The organism is Acidicapsa ligni (assembly GCF_025685655.1).
In the GTDB taxonomy this organism is placed as follows: domain Bacteria; phylum Acidobacteriota; class Terriglobia; order Terriglobales; family Acidobacteriaceae; genus Acidicapsa; species Acidicapsa ligni.
This window is the reverse complement of sequence record NZ_JAGSYG010000002.1, coordinates 721,053-739,244: the sequence shown is the minus strand read 5'-3', so window position 1 is coordinate 739,244 and position 18,192 is coordinate 721,053. Positions and strand designations below refer to the sequence as shown.

Here is an 18,192-nt window from a genome sequence, read left to right as displayed (position 1 = left end):
GACCTTTGCGTGTAAGCAAAAATCGGAGGCTTTTTTCGAGCGCTTGATTGCTTCTGTTCTAAATAGTTTTCATTGCCTTGGGCCGTGCGCCAAACCAGGCATAGAGCCCCACGCCAACATAGCAGATGCACGGCACGGTGTAAGCGATACTCACGCTCAACCCGTCAGAGATTTTGCCCATCAATGGAGTGAGCGCCGCACCGCCGATGATCGCCATCACCATCAGCGATCCGCCAGTCTTGGTGCGTGATCCCAGTCCATGAATGCCCAACGCAAAAATCGTCGGGAACATCATCGACATGAAGAAACTGCTGCTCAGCAGGCAGATCGCGCCGATCCAATTCGTCTGAAGAATAGCAACAAGCACCAGCACCACGTTGCCGACAGCGAACAGCGCCAACAGCCTATCCGCGCGAATGAATTTCAATAGCCATGCGGAGAGAAATCGACCAATCGCAAACGCCGCCATCGTGCCGGTGAGCATGTAGCCCGCGGTGCGTTCGGGAACACCCGCGTACGACTGTACATACTGAATGAAGTAGCTCCATGTGCATACCTGGGCGCCCACATACAAAAACTGCGCAGCCAGTCCGAGAAGAAAATGCCGCTGCAAGAGCACTCCGAGACCATGACCGTGCCCTGCGTCCTGCGTTTCTTCTTCGGCATCAAGTGATGGAAATTTTGTGCGCGCGATAAGCAATGCGAGCAGCAACGCAATTACACCGAGAGCAAGATACGGAGTGATGACGCGAAGAATCTCCGAGTGCAGATATGCGGCGTAAGTTCCTGCAGCCTGCCGCTCTGCGACCTGGCTCTGCGTCAACTCGACACCGGAAAAGATGAAGAGCGTTCCCACCAGCACGGCACAGATACTGCCCAGGGGATTGAACGCCTGCGAGAGATTCAATCGCTGTTCCGAGTTTTCAGGAGAGCCAATGCGCACAATCATCGGATTGGCCGCCGTCTCCAGAAACGACAGGCCGGACGCGATTACGAACAGTGCCAGAAGAAAGAAGCTATAACTTCCAGCATTCGCCGCAGGCCAGAAGAGAAACGAGCCCGATGCAAGCAGGCACAATCCAGTGAGAATACCTGTCTTGTAACCGAATCGACGCATGATCATTCCGGCGGGAATGGCCAATCCAAAATAGCCGAGATAAAACGCCGTCTGCACAAAGCCAGCCTCAAAACGTGACAAGGCAAATGACTTCATGAACTGACGGATCAGGATATCGTTCAAGTTATTTGGTATTGCCCACAGGAAGAAAAGCGCTGTCACCAATACAAATGGCAGCATGCGGCCAGCAGGTACGATAGGTTGTTTAGATCCAGCAACCGGACCTCGGTCGACACCTGGTACAGAGATATTCAAACGACTACCGCCTCATTGAATTCGTCAATCTAATCACTTATTGCGAATCACTTATTGAATTTGAGAAATACCGTAAAACCTGGCCGCATTGCCACCGAGGATTGCATCCTGCTCTTCGACGCTGAGCTGAGCAATAAAATCGTGCACCACCGCAGCCCAGTGCGAATAACTCACGCCCACCGTGCATACCGGCCAATCCGAGCCAAAGAGAATACGCTTCGGTCCAAAAGCCTCCAGCACTGTTTCTGCGTAAGGCAGCAGATCATCCACTGTCCAATGCTCATAGTCCGCTTCGGCCACCAACCCGGAGAGCTTGCACGAAACATGCGGCCGCCTGGCAAGCTCGTGAATTCGCGCGCGCCAGGGCTCAAACACCTGAGCCGCAATCAACGGCTTGGCCGCATGATCGAGCACGATCGGTTGCTCCGGATGCCTGTCCACAAAACGAAGAGCCATTGGCAATTGATGCTCCAGAATCAGCAAGTCGTAAGACAACGAATATTTCCGTAACAGCCCTACGCCTGCATTGAAATCATCGCGTTCAAAATACTCGTCCGGCTCACCCTGCAATGCATGTCGAACGCCCTTGAGTTTGTGGTTCTCGACCAGAAGCGCCAACGCCTTCTCGGCTTCAGCATTGACGCCAGCCTCGGCCAACGGAACCCAACCGACAACGCCTGCAATCCACGCATGCTCTTCCGCCAGATCGAGGAGCCAGTTTGTTTCATGTAGAGATTGACGCGCATGAACGGCGATCGTTGCATCGATGCTTGCTTCATCCAGCAAAGGCACTAGATCGCGAGGCAGAAAATCTCTTCGAATCGCGGCCATCGCGTCCGTGATCCAACCATACTCGTCGTCCGTGTAATGCCAGAAATGTTGGTGCGCATCGATGCGCATTGGGTTTCCTCACATGCAGTAAACACCGCAATCCTATCGAATCGCACGATGCCTTGGCTATGGTATTCTCACCCGTTGAAAGGTACCGATGAAACCTATCTACATTGCGGCATATCACCAGTCCAGATTTGGCAAGTTGTTGTCGCTCACACAGGCCGAAATGATTCGCCTCGCGGTTACGGATACCTGTGCTGAAATTGGCATTACCGCCGATCAACTCGATTCAGGTTCCATTGCTGCGGCATGCAATTTCTCGCTGCATCAGCAGGGGTTGCTCGCGGGTTTGCTTGCCGGAGTTCCGGGCATGGCCGCAAAGCCCCTTGAAGCTGTCGAGAACGCCTGTGCTTCGGGTGGCCAGGCAGTACTCTCCTGCATCACAAAACTGCAGGCAGGGATGGGCGAAACAGCTATCGCCGTGGGCCTCGAAAAGATGCGCGATGCCGAGGGACGAGCCGATGGCAAGCGCGTAGGCGAGGCGCTCGGCTACTTCTCTGACCCAACGGAGCGCGAGGGCAAGACCTTTGTCTTTCCTCATATTTTCGCCGAAATCATGCAGCTTTACATGAAGACCTGGAACGTATCGGAAGCTGACCTAGCAACCATTGCCGTGCAGGAGTACGCGAACGCCCGGCACAATCCATTTGCCCAGATGCGGAGCGTCGAATTGACAGTCGAACAGGCAATGACCATCGCCGGCCCCAACCGTTATCTCGTAGAAGGCCTGCCGCTCAAGACGTACGATTGCTCCCAAATCACCGATGGTTACGCGGCGATCATCGTGGCGACTGAAGAAGGCCTGGTTCGCCTGGGAATAGACAAGCATGATTGCGTACAGGTTGCGGGCTGGGGACAGGCTGTTGATCCACTACAGCATCAACAGCGCCAGGTGCTTGAACCCATCGGAGCCTACAAGGCCATGAACTCTGCATATGCAATGGCGGGGATCACTCCCGCAGAGATTCAGGCTGCGGAGATTCATGACTGCTTTACGGTGATGGGAGCGCTGGGCACCGAAATTCTCGGCCGTGCGAGACCCGGCAGAGGCGCTGCTTATTGGGCCGATGGCAACGCCGCACCCGGGAGTGAATGCGGCATCAACACATCCGGCGGCCTCATCGCCAAGGGACACCCGGTTGGTGCAACAGGCATCGCGATGATCGGCTGGGCAGCGTGGCAACTCCTGCAAAAAGTACCTGCTCCATTGCAGGTCAAGGCCGCAGAACATGCTGCAACTTTCAATATTGGAGGCCCGGTTTGTGCCTCGGTTTGCACGGTTCTACGCGGGCCTCAATAAGCGAATAACAGGTCGATCAAAAGTGCCAGATAATATCCGCCGCGAGCACAAGTGCCTGCGTCTTGGCACCAATCAATCCCATCGCTGTTGCTGCTGTCTCTCCCGGAGCCAGCTTTGAGAGCGCCGCTACGGAAGATCCAGGATCTATATCCAATGCGTGAAGGCCATACGGGCTGAATGTATGCATGTAGCTAAGTTCAGGCCGAAAAGTCACAGTGGAACCAGCCCAGAAATCGAAGCCCACCATGTGTTCTTCATAGTAGCCAGGAGTACCGGTGCGCTGACCCTTGATATCGTTGACAAGTTCGTTGCGAATGTTGAGCGAGGCCGTGTGATGCCAGAAATCATGTTCGACATAGTTGGCCACAGCCCATTCTTGCGCATAGCATCGTGCTGATTGCTGGCTCGCCGGTAGCCGCGGATCCTGGCAGACTGCGCCAAAATTCAACGTCGTATTTGCAGCAGTGTGCTCCGGCCAGGGAGTCGTGCCGGACGGTGAAACTCCGGTGTTATACCAATACATGTTTGGCGTGTCTCGCATGTACTGGTACCAGAATTCTGTATCCGTATGCCAGTGGTCATTGATTTTGTGATACCAGGTTTCGTAGTAAGCAGCCAGATTGTTATAAGCGTACTTACCGTCGTTGATCGAGTTGGCGCATGTATTAAGCGTATCGCCGCCAACTTTCCACGTATAAACCGCGCAGGCATTTCCGGTTACTTTCGCATCCGTCGTCCATGGCATCGTGTCGCAGCCTGGAGAGATGCCAGCCTGAAAAGTCCAATGATCGTTGACCTTGGTCGTGAGGTTTGCGCCTAACTGCGTGTAGCAATCCACCGTATATAAAATGGAATGAGAGTAGGTATAGTTATTCGGCGCAAGCTGCGCTTCGATATCCGGCAAGGAGATATACCGGCCTATTCTAAGATCGGCTCCCTTACCCAACTTGGGAAAATAGAGATCAACATAAAACATCACCGGGTCGTATCCATACTGCGCATTCTTTACCAATAACTGCTGGCTGAACATTCCGTGACTCGTTGTAAATCGATAGTCCTGCCCATATAGATTCGTCAGACGAAATCCCCAGTCGAAATGATCGGTCTGAGTTGTGTCCGCAAGGCGCTCTGTGTAGAGTGCGAGTTGATCAAGAACAATCGTGTTTGAGAACTCATCGTAGGCCGATGGAAAATTAGCAGGAATGCCTTTACTCGCATTGCTGCGATTGCTGGTCGAGCCATTCGCGCCGATGGAAATGTAGCCATACCATTTCACGCGGCTCAACTTCAGTTGGTCCTTACTGATGGCCTGCTGCAACATGTATGTCTGATAGTCAGGAGCACCAATCACCTGCGTTCCACCGATCGGCCAATCTGCGGAGGGAAATGGCGGGGATGAGAGTGGCGCATCCGTTCCACGACGTTTCGGCGCGTTAGGATCGCTCGGCGCGGTTCCCGTCCAGTCCGCTAAATATGCCTTGCCCCATCGCTTGAAGAGGCCATCGGAGGCTTTGAAATAAGGCGCGGGAGTTGGGGATGAAGCCGATGCCTGGGCATCTGCGCCTTCCGCAGTTGCAGGTTGAGACGGCAGTGACGCCATCGCTCCCTGCATGTTCAATGTACCCTGCGCAATCGCTTTCGGCTGCGGAGTTCCAGAAGCCTCAATGGGCGTAACGGAATCTTTCCCCGCAGTTTCACTTTGGAGAGCAGATGCGGATGGCAGCGAAAAAAATAGTACGTATACCAGAGTTATGACGTTTACATACAACAGACGGCTCAAGCTCGATTTCATTCTTTCCTCTATACCAAGCCCTTCAGTCGCAATGAAGTCAGCGATTGTAAGCCTTCTATTACCGCAGTTTTTTTAGCAGTAGCGAAGCCCGAAAGCATCTGATACGCAACACATTAGCCGCGTAAATTCCATTCGGGGCTGTTCTATTCTTAGAGGCGAAGCCATAAGTTTTACATAAGCAAAACAGTAAGAAGACATTACGATCCCGTTATGCAGCCATGAAAAGCCGTCGCTAAAGGCATCGTAAAAGTATGAGTTGCTTTACAACGAATGGAACTACATAGACGAGGACGGCCGTTGACCAGGCACTCTCCACTATGGCCGCATCGATCCTCTATACAATTTTATTTTGGTTTTATCCGAGCTGTATCCAGCCGCTGAGAGCGCCAGGCAGAACCCCCAGCGCAATGACAGCCAGCGCAATCAAAATCAGCGTAGTCAACTCGACGAACGAGATGGCGAGCGGTTCAGCCTGAACCGGCTTGATCACATAGATGCGTTTTAACACCTGCAGATAGTAATAGAGCGAAACAGCGCTTGCCGCCAACGCGACTGCTACAAGTCCCAAGCCCCATACGCCGATTGTTCCAGCACGCAAGACTGAGGCAAAGAGATTGAACTTGGCCCAGAAGCCGACCAACGGCGGAATGCCCGCCAGGGATAGCAGGAAGATCAGCATCGTCCCGGCCAGCAATGGGCTGCGTCTGCTGAGACCAGCAAAGGCATCAAGCCGATCGCTTCCCGTCGCGCGCTCCACAACGGCAATTACGCCAAAGGCTCCAACGGTCGTAAGGGCGTAAGTCAGCGCATAGTAAAGCACCGCAGCACCACTCTGCGGCGTATGCGCGGCAATGCCCAGCAGCATGTATCCAGCATGTGCGATGGCGGAATATGCCAGCAATCGCCTTACGCTGGTCTGCACCAGGGCAGCCAGATTGCCGAGTACGATTGATCCGGCAGCCATCCACAGCAGCAGAACGATCCATGACATGCTGGATGCGGACATGCTGGATGCGGATGTACCTGATGCGCTGCTGGAAGCACCTGCGAGAGCTGTTGTCAAAGCGACCAACACGGCAAAACTGGCCACCTTTGACCCTGAAGCAATGAGCGCCGTGACCGGAGCAGGCGCTCCCTGGTACGTGTCCGGAGCCCATAAATGAAACGGCACCGCTGCCACTTTGAAGCCTAACCCCGCCGCCACCAGCACCAGGGCTACGATGAGCAATGGACTCGTAGCTCCTGTCGCAAGCATTTGCGCTATACCCGGCAGGCTAGTCGTTCCTGTAAGGCCGTAAAGATAGCTGAATCCGAAGAGCATCAGCGCGGCGGACATTCCACCGAAGAGATAATATTTCAGCGCAGCCTCAGCCGATTGCGCCGAGTTTTTTGCAAAGGCGGTCAACACGTAGAGCGACAGGCTCAGTAGTTCAAGCGCGACAAAGATCATCAGCAGATCGCGCGCCGCTGCTACCAGCATCATGCCGGTTGTGCCCAGCAACACGATAGCAACGAACTCGCCTGGATTACGCGAGAACTCTGCCTTGATGCTCAGCAGCAACACCAGCCCGGTCAGGATCAATATTCCGATCTGTGCTGCGGCCACCAAAGGCGTCGCAACAAGAAAATCTCCAACAGCCGCCTCGGACCCTGCATGTCCTGACAGCCACCAGATTGAAGCAGCGCAACCTACAACTCCAAGCACCGCTGCCACGGCCATACGCGTTGCATGAGAGCTCTTGCGCAGCAGGCCCAGATCGACAATCAGCACCACCAGCGAGATGACTTCGAGCAGGCTCTCAGGCAGTGTAATTGCAAACAGATTCCAGTAGTTCACGCCGTTCATGGGCGGCCTCCCATGAGCAATGCATGCGTTGCAGGAGTAATCACATCCAGCAGCAGCCGTGGGTACAAACCGACCACCAGGCTTGTCCCAGCCAGCAGGATCACGCCAGCCGCTTCTGGCCAGGTAATCGGCTCATACCTGGGAATCGGCACGGCTGCTCCATCGGCGGTTACTGCGGGAGTGTCGCTGAAAAATGCTTTCTGCATCGCTCGCCATGTATATGCAACGCCCACTACGATACCCACCCCAGCCACAGCCGCAAACCACGGATACACTTGCCATGCGCCGATCAGCACCTGCAGCTCCGCGATGAACCCGCTAAACCCGGGCAGCCCCATTGAGGCCATGCCGGCAATGACAAATAGCCATGCGGCAAAGGGCATCGCTTTGCCCAACTGCAGCTTGCTTAACTTATTGAGATCGCGTGTATGCGTGCGTCCATAAACGACGCGCCCGACAATCGCAAACAGCAACCCGGCCAGCACTCCGTGCGAAAACATCTGCAGGACCGCGCCGTCTATTCCGATCTGGCTCAGCGTCAACAGGCCCAGTAGAACAAGCCCCATGTGGCTCACACTGGAGTAGCCAATGACAAACTTGAAGTCATCCTGCACCAGGGCCACAGCAGCGCCGTAGACAATTCCAATCACTGCCAGCAGGCCGAATACAGTGCGCCACGAATCGAGCCCGAAGAACGAGAATCCCCACGGATCGAGGCCATGCGGAAACAGCGTCATCGCCACACGCAGGCAGCCATAGGCGCCAAGTTTCATGACCACGCCTGCAAGCAGCATGGATGCGGCCGTCGGCGCAGCAACATGGCCGGTCGGCGCCCATGTATGAAACGGCCACATGCCCGCGAGTATTGCAAACCCTGTAAACACCAGCGGAAACGCCCACATCTGGAAGCTCACCGGAAACGGATATCGCGCGAGAGCATGCAGGTCCATGGTGTGCGCGCCAGCCGTGGCGTATGCCGCCAGCAGCCCAATAAGCACCATCGCCGAGCCGGCAAAGGAGTAGAGCGCCAGCTTCATCGCTCCATATTCGCGCCGCGTCGAGCCCCATATAGCGATCAGGAAATACTTGGGCACAATCGCAATCTCGTAAAAGACAAACAGCAGGAAGAGATCGACCGACAGAAAGACCCCGTAAACGCCACCGATCAGCACCAGATAGAAGGCAAAGAACTCATTCGTGCGCTCATCTATATTCCAGGAAAACAATACACCCGCGACAGAAGCCAGGCCAGTCAGCAGAACCAGCACGCGACTGATGCCGTCTGCCGCAAGCGTGTAATGAATCCCCATAGCGGGAACCCATGCCACGTCCGCAACAGCCACATTGCCCTGCGTTCCGCCAGCGATAAATCCTGCAACCGCAACAGCCAGTCCACCGAGAGCGAAGAATAAAGCCAGCACGCGCGCGAACGATGCTGGAACACGCGGCAGCAAAGCCAATATCAGCGCACCTGCAAATGAGAGATAGATCGTATACGCCAGCATCAGAATCTCCACCCCGCCACGAGATGCATCACCGTCGCATTCACTGTGCCCAGCACCACCTGCGGCACCAGTCCCAGCAACAACATCAGCAGTAGCACCGGCGCAAAATCCAACCGCTCAATCGCCGTCATATCCTGGAACGATTTCCAACGCTCCGATACAGGACCGGTAAAGACTCGTTGAATGACTGTCAAAATCACCGCCACCGTAATCAACAGTCCCAGCACGGAGATCGAAGCCGCCCACCAGCTCAGCGGAAACACGCCACGAAAGATGAGGAACTCGCCTACAAAACCATTCAAGCCCGGCAACCCCAGTGAGGAGAAAAGCGCGACGCCCATAAGCCCGCAGAGCACAGGCGCGGGCTTGCGCAATCCGCCGAAACTATCGATGCCTAACTGGCCGCCTGAGCGCTCCTCAAGCAGCGACAGGAACCAGAAGATGGCGGCTGCGGTCAGCCCATGATTGAACATCTGCAGCACCACGCCATCGAGCGCAGCTACCTGGCTCAAACGAACAGCGGAATCAACACCGGAAGGCAGCGCTACGGCAAAGATCGCCAGCAGGCAATATCCAAGGTGATTTATGGAGGAGTATGCAAAGACCCGCTTCAAATCCTTTTGAACAACTGCAGCCCATGCGCCAGCCACGACAGTAAGCACTGCAAGCACAAGAAGCGGAGTCCGTACCTGCGCTAATTCATGACCGAAGATCGGGAGAGCCAGTCGCAGCAATCCGTATACGCCCATCTTCGACATAGCACCGGTCAACAACATGGTGACAGCCGTCGGAGCCTCCGCATATGTTGCGGGCAGCCATGTATGAAACGGCATCAATGGGACTTTTACAGCAAAGCCAAGCAACACAGCGAGCGCCAGCCAAAGCCCGATAGGCCCGAGATGCGTTTGAATGGCAGCGACCAGTTCGCCTGTCGAAGCCATCTGTGTCAGCACTTCAAAATCCATACTGCCTGTAGCTACAAATACCGCGAGAAATGCCAGCAGCAGAGCCACGGAACCAACCATCGTATAGACAAAGAACTGTGTCGCTGCCGAGCCGCGCTTTGAACCGCCCCATAGCTTGATCAGGAAGAACGCTGGAATCAGGCTCAGCTCCCAATACAAAAACCAATGAAAGAAATTCAGCGCCGTAAACGTTCCAAACAGTCCCGACTCCAACAGAAGAATCAACGCGAAATACAATCCGGGCTGAGTCTTTACAGTCCGCGACGCTGCAACCGACATCAGCGAAACGATCGCCGCAAGCAGCAGCATCAGTCCGCCCAACCCATCAACGCCGAGATGATACTCGATCCCCAGCTTCGGCACCCATGCCGACCGTTCGATGAAAGACATTGCCCCATTGCCCGAAAGCCCCAGCCATATCCAGATGGAGAGAGCGAGCGAGGCAAGAGCCGCAACAAACGCAATGCCGCGCGCCAGGTGAAGCCGATTCCCAGCAAGCAATGCAACCACTGCGGCCACTGCGGGAATCGCGGTCAGGATCGTAAGAACAGATGTCATAGACGCACCTGCCCTGTAACTGCGCCGATCACAAGCGCAATGCCAGCCAGCAGCAAAACACCCACACCCATCACGCGAAGATACCCAGGAGCACGCCCGGCCTGTAGCCACGCCAATACTCCGCCGCTGGTCACCAGTTCCTCACAGCCCTTGTCGAAGCCACCATCGATCCACTGCGAATCCAGCCCCTTGTTGAACCAGCCCAATCCGCGAAAGCTCTCAGCTACAGCCGCCACAATCCCACCCCAGACACGCCGGTCGAGCCACCCGGCAATCCACGCCAGCGCGGCATACCAGCGCAGGACTGTTGCAGCATACAGTTCATCGAAATAGAGCCGATTCGCCAGCCACGCCCACGGAGTCGGAATAAGCTGCTCTATTGCATCCTCTGACTCGGGCAAAACAATCGGCCTGCGAATATACAACCACCAGCCCAGCAGCAGACCGGCAAAGACGATCAACGTCGCAGAGCCCATCAACGGCAGCAGTCCCGGTTCACTGAATCCATGCACATCGAATGCAACAGACCTGCTCTCAAGAAAGCCGGTAAACCAGGGCCACAGCGGAGTACCGAATACTCCGAGTCCGACCGCGAAGATGGCAAGAATCGCCAGCGGACCCGTCATGACCAACGGGCTCTCATGCGCATGAGCATGCTTTGGCCCGCGCCAATGCCCGAAAAACACATACGCCACCTGCCGGGTCATGTAGAACGCGGTCAGCAACGCGCCAATAAGCAACAGCACGAACGGTCCTTTCGATACCGGCCAGCTATGTGCCGCGCCAAGAATCGCATCCTTGCTCCAAAAGCCCGAGAAGAAAATCGGAAAGCCGCTTAGCGCCAGCATGCCCACGGAATACGTCACAAAGGTCAACGGCATGTCGATACGCAAACGCCCCATGCGGCGAATGTCCTGCTCCTCATGACAGCCGTGAATCACCGATCCTGCCCCGAGAAAAAGCAGCGCTTTAAAAAAGGCATGCGTGATGAGATGGAACATGCCAACCGCAACTCCGCCCGTTGCGAGACCAACCATCATGTACCCGAGTTGCGATACGGTCGAGTAAGCAAGGATACGCTTGATATCGTTCTGAGCCACGGCGACAAGAGCGCCGAAGAGCGCCGTCAACGCACCGATCCATGCAATAACGGTGAGCGAAACTGTAGTACTCCCGACACCGGGCCCGACACCGACTCCAGCAGACATCAGCGGATAGACCCGCGCGACGAGGTACACTCCAGCAGCCACCATTGTCGCTGCATGGATCAATGCCGAGACCGGCGTTGGGCCCTCCATCGCATCCGGCAGCCAGACGTGCAACGGCAATTGCCCGCTCTTGCCTGCAGCTCCAGCGAAGATCAATAATCCAATCGCGGTGGCCGCAGTGAGTCCAAAAGCAGCAGGCTGACTCAACAATGATGCCAATGCAGCAGGCTCTATCGCACCGGCGCCCCTGTTGTAGAAGAGAGTCGTGCCCGTCTGCGCGAACAACCAGACAATGCCCAATAGAAAAAAGATGTCGCCGACACGGGTGGTGAGAAACGCCTTCTTTGCCGCAGCCGCCGCACTTGGCTTGTGATACCAGAAGCCGATCAACAGATACGAAGTAAGCCCCACGATCTCCCAGCACATGAAGAGAAGCAGCAGACTGTTGGCAATCAACACGCCCAGCATTCCGCCTGCAAACAAAGAGAGAAAGCAGAAGAAGCGCGTGAAGTTTTCATCATGCTCCATATAGCCAGTGGAGTAGATGAAAATGAGCAGACCAACAAATGTGACCATCACCAACATTACGGCGGCAAGAGGGTCAAGAAGCCAGCCGAGTTGCAACGAACCCGACCCCAATGAGAGCCAATCGAAGTTAACCACTTCGCGGGTAACTCCACCGTGGCTCCACGCAGTCAGCACATGTGCAAAGGCGCACAACGAAAGCAGCAGCGAGAAAGACAGCCCGCCAATTGCCAGCGTGGCCGCGGTCCTGCGCATCGGCTGCTTCAGCAGTGCGATCAAGCCCGCGGCAACCATCGGCACCGCTGGAATCAGCCAGAGATTCCGCACGATCCAGGAAGATGTCTGATCGATTACCTCTGCCGGAAACTCGGCTGCTGGCCCCTGCGCCAGCCAGTTCGCCATAAGGGATGCAGTACTTGCAATCATCGCTCGCTCATCCCTTCATCCGCGTCATGGCATCCAGGTCTGTCGACTTGGAATGGCGATGATAGGCGATCACCAACCCAAGCCCTACCGCAGCCTCAGCAGCAGCAACGGCAATGGAGAAGATAGCAAACATCATTCCCGTGAGCAATTCAGCATGCGGTCCGAATCGCCAGAAAGCAATCAGGTTCAGGTTCGCGGCATTCAACATCAGCTCGATGCCGATCAGCACCAGAATCGCATTGCGCCGCGTCAGTGCGATTGCAAGTCCAATGGCAAACACCAGCGCAGCCACGATGAGACAACCTGTCAGCGGACTCATTGCACGCCACCTTTCCTGCGCACATCCGGCATGGCAACAATCACCGCGCCAAGCAGGGCAACCGTCAGCAGCACGGCTACGATTTCGAGAGGCAATACATAGTTGCCCATCAACGCATATCCAATCGACTTGACGCTGACAACCGGTGTAGCAGTGGCAACCGCAGACGGCAGGCTCTTCATTACAGCCCATGCGAGCAATGCAAATACCGCGGCTGCAATCACCAGTCCTAACAGCCAGCTCGACGAGTAAGCCTGATGCATCTGCGTCCCTGCGCCACGCGTCAGCAGGATTGCGAAGACGACAAGAATCGCAACTGCTCCGATATACACCAGGATCTGCGCGAAGCCGGCAAATTGCGCATCGAGCTGTAGATACATCAGCGCCAGCCCCGCAAAGGTCACAGTCAGGCTCAACGCACAGTGGACCAGATTGCGCAGTAATGCAGCAGCCAGCGCGCCAGCGACCGTCACCAGAGCAATCAGCAGAAAGACAACGCTCAATCCAAAAATCATTGCGCCCTCCTGCAACGGTTAATCTGCATAGCGATAACTCCTTGGTCCGAGATGCTGTTTTCGCATCAGTGTGCGACCGAGCAGCACATAAGCAGCAAGCAGCACAGCACTACAGATCACCCATCGCAGCCAGCCATCTCCAAAGAAACGCCAGCTACCTGCCACGACGAGATTAAGCAGTGTCATCGGCAACATGAACTTCCATGCGAAGTTCATCAATTGATCCTGGCGCAAACGAGGCATCGTCCCGCGCAGCCAGATGAAGAACGCAATCGAACCCAGCAATTTAAGAAAGAACCATGCCCACGAAGGCACAAATGTCAGAAAGGAAAACGGTGCGCCCCATCCGCCCAGAAAGAGCGTGATAGCAAAGCCTGCTATCGAAAACATCCCCAGGTACTCCCCGAGAAAGAACAATGCAAACTTGAATCCCGAATACTCCGTGAAGTAGCCTGCGACCAGCTCGGACTCGCCTTCCGGAAGATCGAACGGGGAACGATTCGTCTCGGCCAGCGCGGCAATAACGAACAACACAAAACCCGCGAATCCCCAGGGGGTGAACACATACCAGTGCGGAAAAATGCCGGTGAATCCGCCTTGCGCTTCAACGATCTTCACGGTAGAAAGCGACCCCGTGATCATCACGACTACGACACTCGAAAGCAGCAACGGTACTTCGTAACTTATCATCTGGGCAACAGCGCGCATCGCTCCAAGCAGCGAATACTTATTGCGGCTCGACCAGCCCGCCATAAAGATGGACAGCTCTGTCGATGCCCCGATGGCAAAGAAAAACAACAGTCCTGCATCGAAGTTTGCGAGCACCATGTTGCGCCCGACAGGCAGCACCGCAAAGCCCAGAAACACGGCGACAACCAGCAGAACCGGCGCGAGAAAATGCACCACTGCATCTGCGCTCAACGGAACAATATCTTCCTTGGTCAGCGACTTGATGCCGTCAGCGACGGGCTGCAAAAGACCCATTGGGCCGACACGATTTGGCCCGATACGATTCTGAATACGCCCCAGTCCCTTGCGCTCCAGCACGGTCGTCACCGCGAAAATTCCGGGGAACGCAGCAACAATCCCAATCACCGCTACTACTGTACCTACAAACGGTTGCAACCATACCGGGAATAGCCCGGCAATCCAGTGCTGCAACAAGACAAATATCTGGTCCAGAAAAGGAAAGAAGCTCATACACCCAGCTCCTTCGTTTTTGGAGCTTCTATCGCTGCTGCAGTCGAAGCCGCCGCCGCAGAGGCTGCCTTCGCTGCTGCCGCTTCTGCTGCAGCCTTTGCCTTCGCTTCAGTCTTGGCCTTTTCTTCCGCTAATCTTGCATCCACTTCAGCGGCTTCGGTCGGATGAATCGTGTTGTAGTATTCGTTCGATTTCGCAAGCTGCTCTCGATCGAGCAGCAGACCGCCAAAGCGATCCGTCGTGCTCAATTCGAATTCGGTATCCATTTTGATCGCTTCAAACGGACACACTTCCACACAAATCTGGCAGCTCATGCATACCGAAATATCAATATCAAATCGCGTCGGATAAAACTGCGCCTTGCCAACATAATCAGGCTTCTTATCGGCGCTTTTGGTGATGTAGATGCACTTCGGCGGACACTCCTTTTCGCATATCTGGCAAGCCACGCAACGCAGCCCGGCCATTGCATCGTCCCCGTCAAAGATCAGGAATGGAAAGTCACGCGTATTCTCGATCGGCGCAATGCGCTGCTCGGGATACTGCACCGTGGTCAGACGTCCTTTCGAGACAAAGCTGCCGGCAAAGTTCTTCGCCGTTTCAGCCAGTCCCTTCAGCATTCCCTCGCCTAACATTGGCCCTCCATCCACACGCTGTTCATTAGCGATCCACCTCGCCAAGCACAATGTCCACACTGCCAAAGATCAACACAACATCGGCAACATTCTGGCCCAGGCACATATCCTCAAGCACCGTGAGATTGATCAGGGATGGCGGCCTCACGCGATATCGATACGGATTGCTGGTGCCATCGCTGATCAGATAAAAACCCAGTTCGCCCTTGGGGGCTTCGATGCGTCCGTAAGCCTCGCCAACCTTGGGCCGGAATCCGCGAATCTTCGACTTCGGGTCCATGATCGGACCTGCGGGAATATCTCGGATCGCCTGTTCCAATATCCCGATCGACTCACGCATCTCGAGTACGCGAATCATGTAGCGATCGTAGATATCGCCATGATCGCCAAGCGGCACGCGGAACGTGAAGCGATCGTAGATTCCATAGTGATCCACTTTGCGAATGTCGTAATTCACACCTGCGGCGCGCAGCATCGGTCCCGTAATTCCGGCATTGACTGCAAGCTCTGGCGTGAGTACACCGACTCCCTGCGCCCGCGCCATCAAAATTTCATTGCTCGTCAGCAGCGCCTCTATCTCATCGATGAATGCGGGAAACCCTGCAACGATAACCTTTACTTTTTCCAGCCAGCCCGTCGGCAGCTCCGAGCGACAGCCACCGAAACGCATGTAGTTGCACATCATGCGTGAGCCGGTCAGCTCTTCAAAGAGATCGAGAATCTTTTCGCGCTCGCGAAAGGCATACATCAACGGCGTTCCGCTGGCGCCCATCTCCTGCATCAAAAAGCCGATTGCGCTCGCATGATTTTGAATGCGTGTCAGCTCTGCCGTGATTACGCGAATGTACTCAGCGCGCTCCGGAACCTCAAGCCCCGCCAGCTTTTCGACCGCCAGTGCATAGGCCCAGTTATTGGTCAGCGAGCAAAAATAATCGAGGCGGTCTGTATACGGCATCGAGGCAAGATAGCTTCCCTTTTCGGCTATCTTTTCGTGATTGCGATGCAGATAGCCAAAGACAGGCTTGAGCCGGATGACACGCTCGCCATCGAGCGCCACATCCATGCGAAATACGCCATGCGTCGAGGGATGATGCGGTCCCATCGCCACTTCGAGCACTTCTCCATCGCCATCTGCTTCGATGATGGGAGGCCGATAGCTCTTGAAGGCAGTCGCGGTCATTGCGTCACCTCCGCAGCTTTGGCTTTCTGCTCTTCGGCGCGCTTCAAGACCTCATCATGCGGTGTCGGCTCGTACTCATAATCATCCGGATCGACATAATCCCGCCGCATGGGATGATCTTCAAACTCATCCCACATGAGGATGCGCCGCAAGTCAGGATGTCCCGTAAAAACAATGCCAAAAAGATCGAAAATCTCGCGTTCCTGAAACTCCACCGAACGCCACACCGGAGTCAGAGAAGGCAGCTTGACCTGATCGGTACGATTGACCGTCCGCATACGCAAAACTACCGGCCCTGGCTCGTTTACAGGCCCCTTCTTCATCGAGAAGAGGTGGTAGACAGCCTCAAGATAACCCGGCTCGACGTGCTTGATCGTTTCTTCGACAACCTGCTCGACACCTTCCACAACCTTGGCGACTTTGACCTTCTCGGCGACTTCCTTATCCGGCCAATCAACCCCCGTGGCATTGGAACAGTAATCGAGTGCAAGCTCGCTGTCTTCACGCAGGAACACCGCGACGGCAAGAGCCGAGGCAGGATCGATCCGCAGCGAATGTTGCCCTGATGGACTCGGATTCAAAACAACTTCTACTTGTGCCCCAGGCAATGCAGATTGAATCGCCATGAGGATCTCTTTGGCACTCTTCATCCGCAGTTCTCCGCATCCGTGCCAATTACGGCAGGCGCCGGCAGCGGCCACACCAGCCGGTTCACCGGAGGCTCAAGATCATGCGCGCCCTGCACCGGAATGGGAAACTCTCCCTGCGCTTCAGCATCGAGATGACGCGGCCTTTCACTGCCGGTCAGCGGCTGCTCGTCGATCTTTGCCTGCAGCGTCATGAAGGCATGAATCAAAGCCTCGGGACGCGGCGGACAACCCGGAATATGCACGTCTACAGGAATGTAGCGGTCGATGCCCTTCAGCACGTTATAGCCTTGTTTGAACGGGCCGCCAGAGATAGCGCAGGCTCCCATCGCAATCACATATTTCGGCTCGGCCATCTGGTTATACAGACGCACGACCTGCGGAGCCATCTTCTTGGTAACTGTCCCCGAAATGATCATCAGGTCCGCCTGCCGCGGCGAAGGACGAAATACCTCCGCGCCAAACCGCGCCAGATCGTACCGGGCCATTGTGGTCGCAATCATCTCGATAGCGCAACAGGCCAATCCAAACTGCATGGGCCAGACAGAATTCTTGCGCCCCCAGTTGTAGAGATCGCTGATCGTCGTTACAAAGACGCCCTGCTTGCCGAGTTCGATCTTCAAATCAGGCTTAACCGCCATCGCTGCTCCAATTCCCGAACCCATAATCACAGCCTACAAACTACTATGCCCAGGCGAGCACACCTTTAGCCCATGCCCAGGCCAATCCCTCAGCCAGCAGCAGCACAAATACCAGCATCGCCAGGCACGCACCAGCGCCCAGCCCTGTAAACACCACCGCAAACGGCAACAGGAAAATCGCCTCTACATCAAAGATGAGGAAGATGATCGCATACAGATAGTATGCCGAGCGAAACTGCACCCAGGCATCGCCGCGCGACTCAAGCCCACACTCGTAAATGGCGTTCTTGACGGCATTTGGCTTTGCCGGAGAAAACACCCGGGCCCACAGCCATGCCAGTCCCAGTGGAGCCAGCCCGAAGCCCAGCGCCGCAACAAATAAAACTGCCAATGGAAAGTAAGGGTTGGATGCCATGATTATGTCGCAAAAAATGCTACTTCGATTCCCTGCCAGTCCCGTACCGCGATAAAGAATCACTGTCCACGACATCGCAAATAAATCGCGGATTTCGCACTTCATCCTACTGTATTCACCGTTCGCTGCGCCATAGCGAGCAAAGGCAGATGCCGCGAATGTTCCAGATGCCGATATGGACTTGTCCCGTGCATCTCAAATCGGGAACTGTAAATCGACCTTTCGCCAATCGTCTCTCCGCTTCAAGCG

16 protein-coding genes are annotated in these 18,192 nt (G+C 55.3%); 1 reads left to right on the top strand and 15 read right to left on the bottom strand.

From position 1 onward, the window contains the following. Positions 1-58 precede the first annotated feature (58 nt). Together fucP and OHL19_RS09440 are read right to left on the bottom strand one after the other, a co-directional pair. A complete protein-coding gene (gene fucP / locus OHL19_RS09445) occupies positions 59-1,372 on the bottom strand; it encodes an L-fucose:H+ symporter permease (protein ID WP_263357406.1) in 1,314 nt (437 codons plus the stop codon). Positions 1,373-1,423: 51 nt separating this feature from the next. After that, positions 1,424-2,272 (bottom strand): amidohydrolase family protein, encoded by an 849-nt coding sequence (locus OHL19_RS09440; protein ID WP_263357405.1) that lies wholly within the window; start codon positions 2,270-2,272, stop codon positions 1,424-1,426. Between the two features lie 88 nt (positions 2,273-2,360). Here OHL19_RS09440 and OHL19_RS09435 point away from each other — a divergent pair, with 88 nt between their 5' ends. After that, positions 2,361-3,566 carry a thiolase family protein gene (locus tag OHL19_RS09435; RefSeq protein WP_263357404.1) on the top strand — a complete coding sequence of 402 codons (1,206 nt, stop codon included), beginning with the start codon at positions 2,361-2,363 and terminating at the stop codon, positions 3,564-3,566. A 16-nt stretch (positions 3,567-3,582) separates the two neighbouring features. Here the strand turns inward: OHL19_RS09435 and OHL19_RS09430 are convergent, their stop codons facing one another. From OHL19_RS09430 to OHL19_RS09370, 13 genes are all read right to left on the bottom strand, one after another. Further along, positions 3,583-5,358, bottom strand: coding sequence for a porin (locus OHL19_RS09430; RefSeq protein ID WP_263357403.1), 1,776 nt, complete (start codon positions 5,356-5,358; stop codon positions 3,583-3,585). 355 nt (positions 5,359-5,713) lie between these two features. After that, the gene (locus tag OHL19_RS09425; protein WP_263357402.1) at positions 5,714-7,204 is read right to left on the bottom strand and encodes an NADH-quinone oxidoreductase subunit N; all 1,491 of its coding nucleotides are present in this window, start codon (positions 7,202-7,204) and stop codon (positions 5,714-5,716) included. Beyond that, positions 7,201-8,709, bottom strand: a complete 1,509-nt coding sequence (locus OHL19_RS09420) for a complex I subunit 4 family protein (RefSeq protein WP_263357401.1) — start codon at positions 8,707-8,709, stop codon at positions 7,201-7,203. The genes OHL19_RS09425 and OHL19_RS09420 overlap by 4 nt, the downstream gene beginning before the upstream one ends. After that, on the bottom strand, positions 8,709-10,232 hold the full coding sequence (locus OHL19_RS09415) for a complex I subunit 4 family protein (RefSeq protein WP_263357400.1): 1,524 nt from the start codon (positions 10,230-10,232) through the stop codon (positions 8,709-8,711). The genes OHL19_RS09420 and OHL19_RS09415 overlap by 1 nt, the downstream gene beginning before the upstream one ends. Beyond that, positions 10,229-12,391 carry an NADH-quinone oxidoreductase subunit L gene (gene nuoL / locus OHL19_RS09410; RefSeq protein ID WP_263357399.1) on the bottom strand — a complete coding sequence of 721 codons (2,163 nt, stop codon included), beginning with the start codon at positions 12,389-12,391 and terminating at the stop codon, positions 10,229-10,231. The genes OHL19_RS09415 and nuoL overlap by 4 nt, the downstream gene beginning before the upstream one ends. 7 nt (positions 12,392-12,398) lie before the next feature. Continuing rightward, positions 12,399-12,710 carry an NADH-quinone oxidoreductase subunit NuoK gene (gene nuoK, locus OHL19_RS09405; protein ID WP_263357398.1) on the bottom strand — a complete coding sequence of 104 codons (312 nt, stop codon included), beginning with the start codon at positions 12,708-12,710 and terminating at the stop codon, positions 12,399-12,401. Further along, complete coding sequence (locus tag OHL19_RS09400) at positions 12,707-13,225, bottom strand: NADH-quinone oxidoreductase subunit J family protein (protein ID WP_263357397.1); 519 nt, start codon at positions 13,223-13,225, stop codon at positions 12,707-12,709. Before OHL19_RS09400 ends, nuoK begins: the two co-directional genes overlap by 4 nt. A gap of 18 nt (positions 13,226-13,243) precedes the next feature. Beyond that, the gene (nuoH, locus tag OHL19_RS09395; protein WP_263357396.1) at positions 13,244-14,425 is read right to left on the bottom strand and encodes an NADH-quinone oxidoreductase subunit NuoH; all 1,182 of its coding nucleotides are present in this window, start codon (positions 14,423-14,425) and stop codon (positions 13,244-13,246) included. Then, on the bottom strand, positions 14,422-15,060 hold the full coding sequence (locus tag OHL19_RS09390) for a 4Fe-4S dicluster domain-containing protein (RefSeq protein ID WP_263357395.1): 639 nt from the start codon (positions 15,058-15,060) through the stop codon (positions 14,422-14,424). The genes nuoH and OHL19_RS09390 overlap by 4 nt, the downstream gene beginning before the upstream one ends. Before the next feature lie 25 nt (positions 15,061-15,085). Continuing rightward, positions 15,086-16,240 (bottom strand): NADH-quinone oxidoreductase subunit D, encoded by a 1,155-nt coding sequence (locus OHL19_RS09385; protein ID WP_263357394.1) that lies wholly within the window; start codon positions 16,238-16,240, stop codon positions 15,086-15,088. Beyond that, entirely contained in the window at positions 16,237-16,890 is a 654-nt protein-coding gene (locus tag OHL19_RS09380; RefSeq protein WP_263357393.1) for an NADH-quinone oxidoreductase subunit C, read from the bottom strand. The genes OHL19_RS09385 and OHL19_RS09380 overlap by 4 nt, the downstream gene beginning before the upstream one ends. Beyond that, a complete protein-coding gene (locus OHL19_RS09375; RefSeq protein WP_396126711.1) occupies positions 16,887-17,552 on the bottom strand; it encodes an NADH-quinone oxidoreductase subunit B in 666 nt (221 codons plus the stop codon). The genes OHL19_RS09380 and OHL19_RS09375 overlap by 4 nt, the downstream gene beginning before the upstream one ends. 19 nt (positions 17,553-17,571) lie before the next feature. After that, entirely contained in the window at positions 17,572-17,943 is a 372-nt protein-coding gene (locus tag OHL19_RS09370; protein ID WP_263357392.1) for an NADH-quinone oxidoreductase subunit A, read from the bottom strand. Positions 17,944-18,192 lie beyond the last annotated feature (249 nt).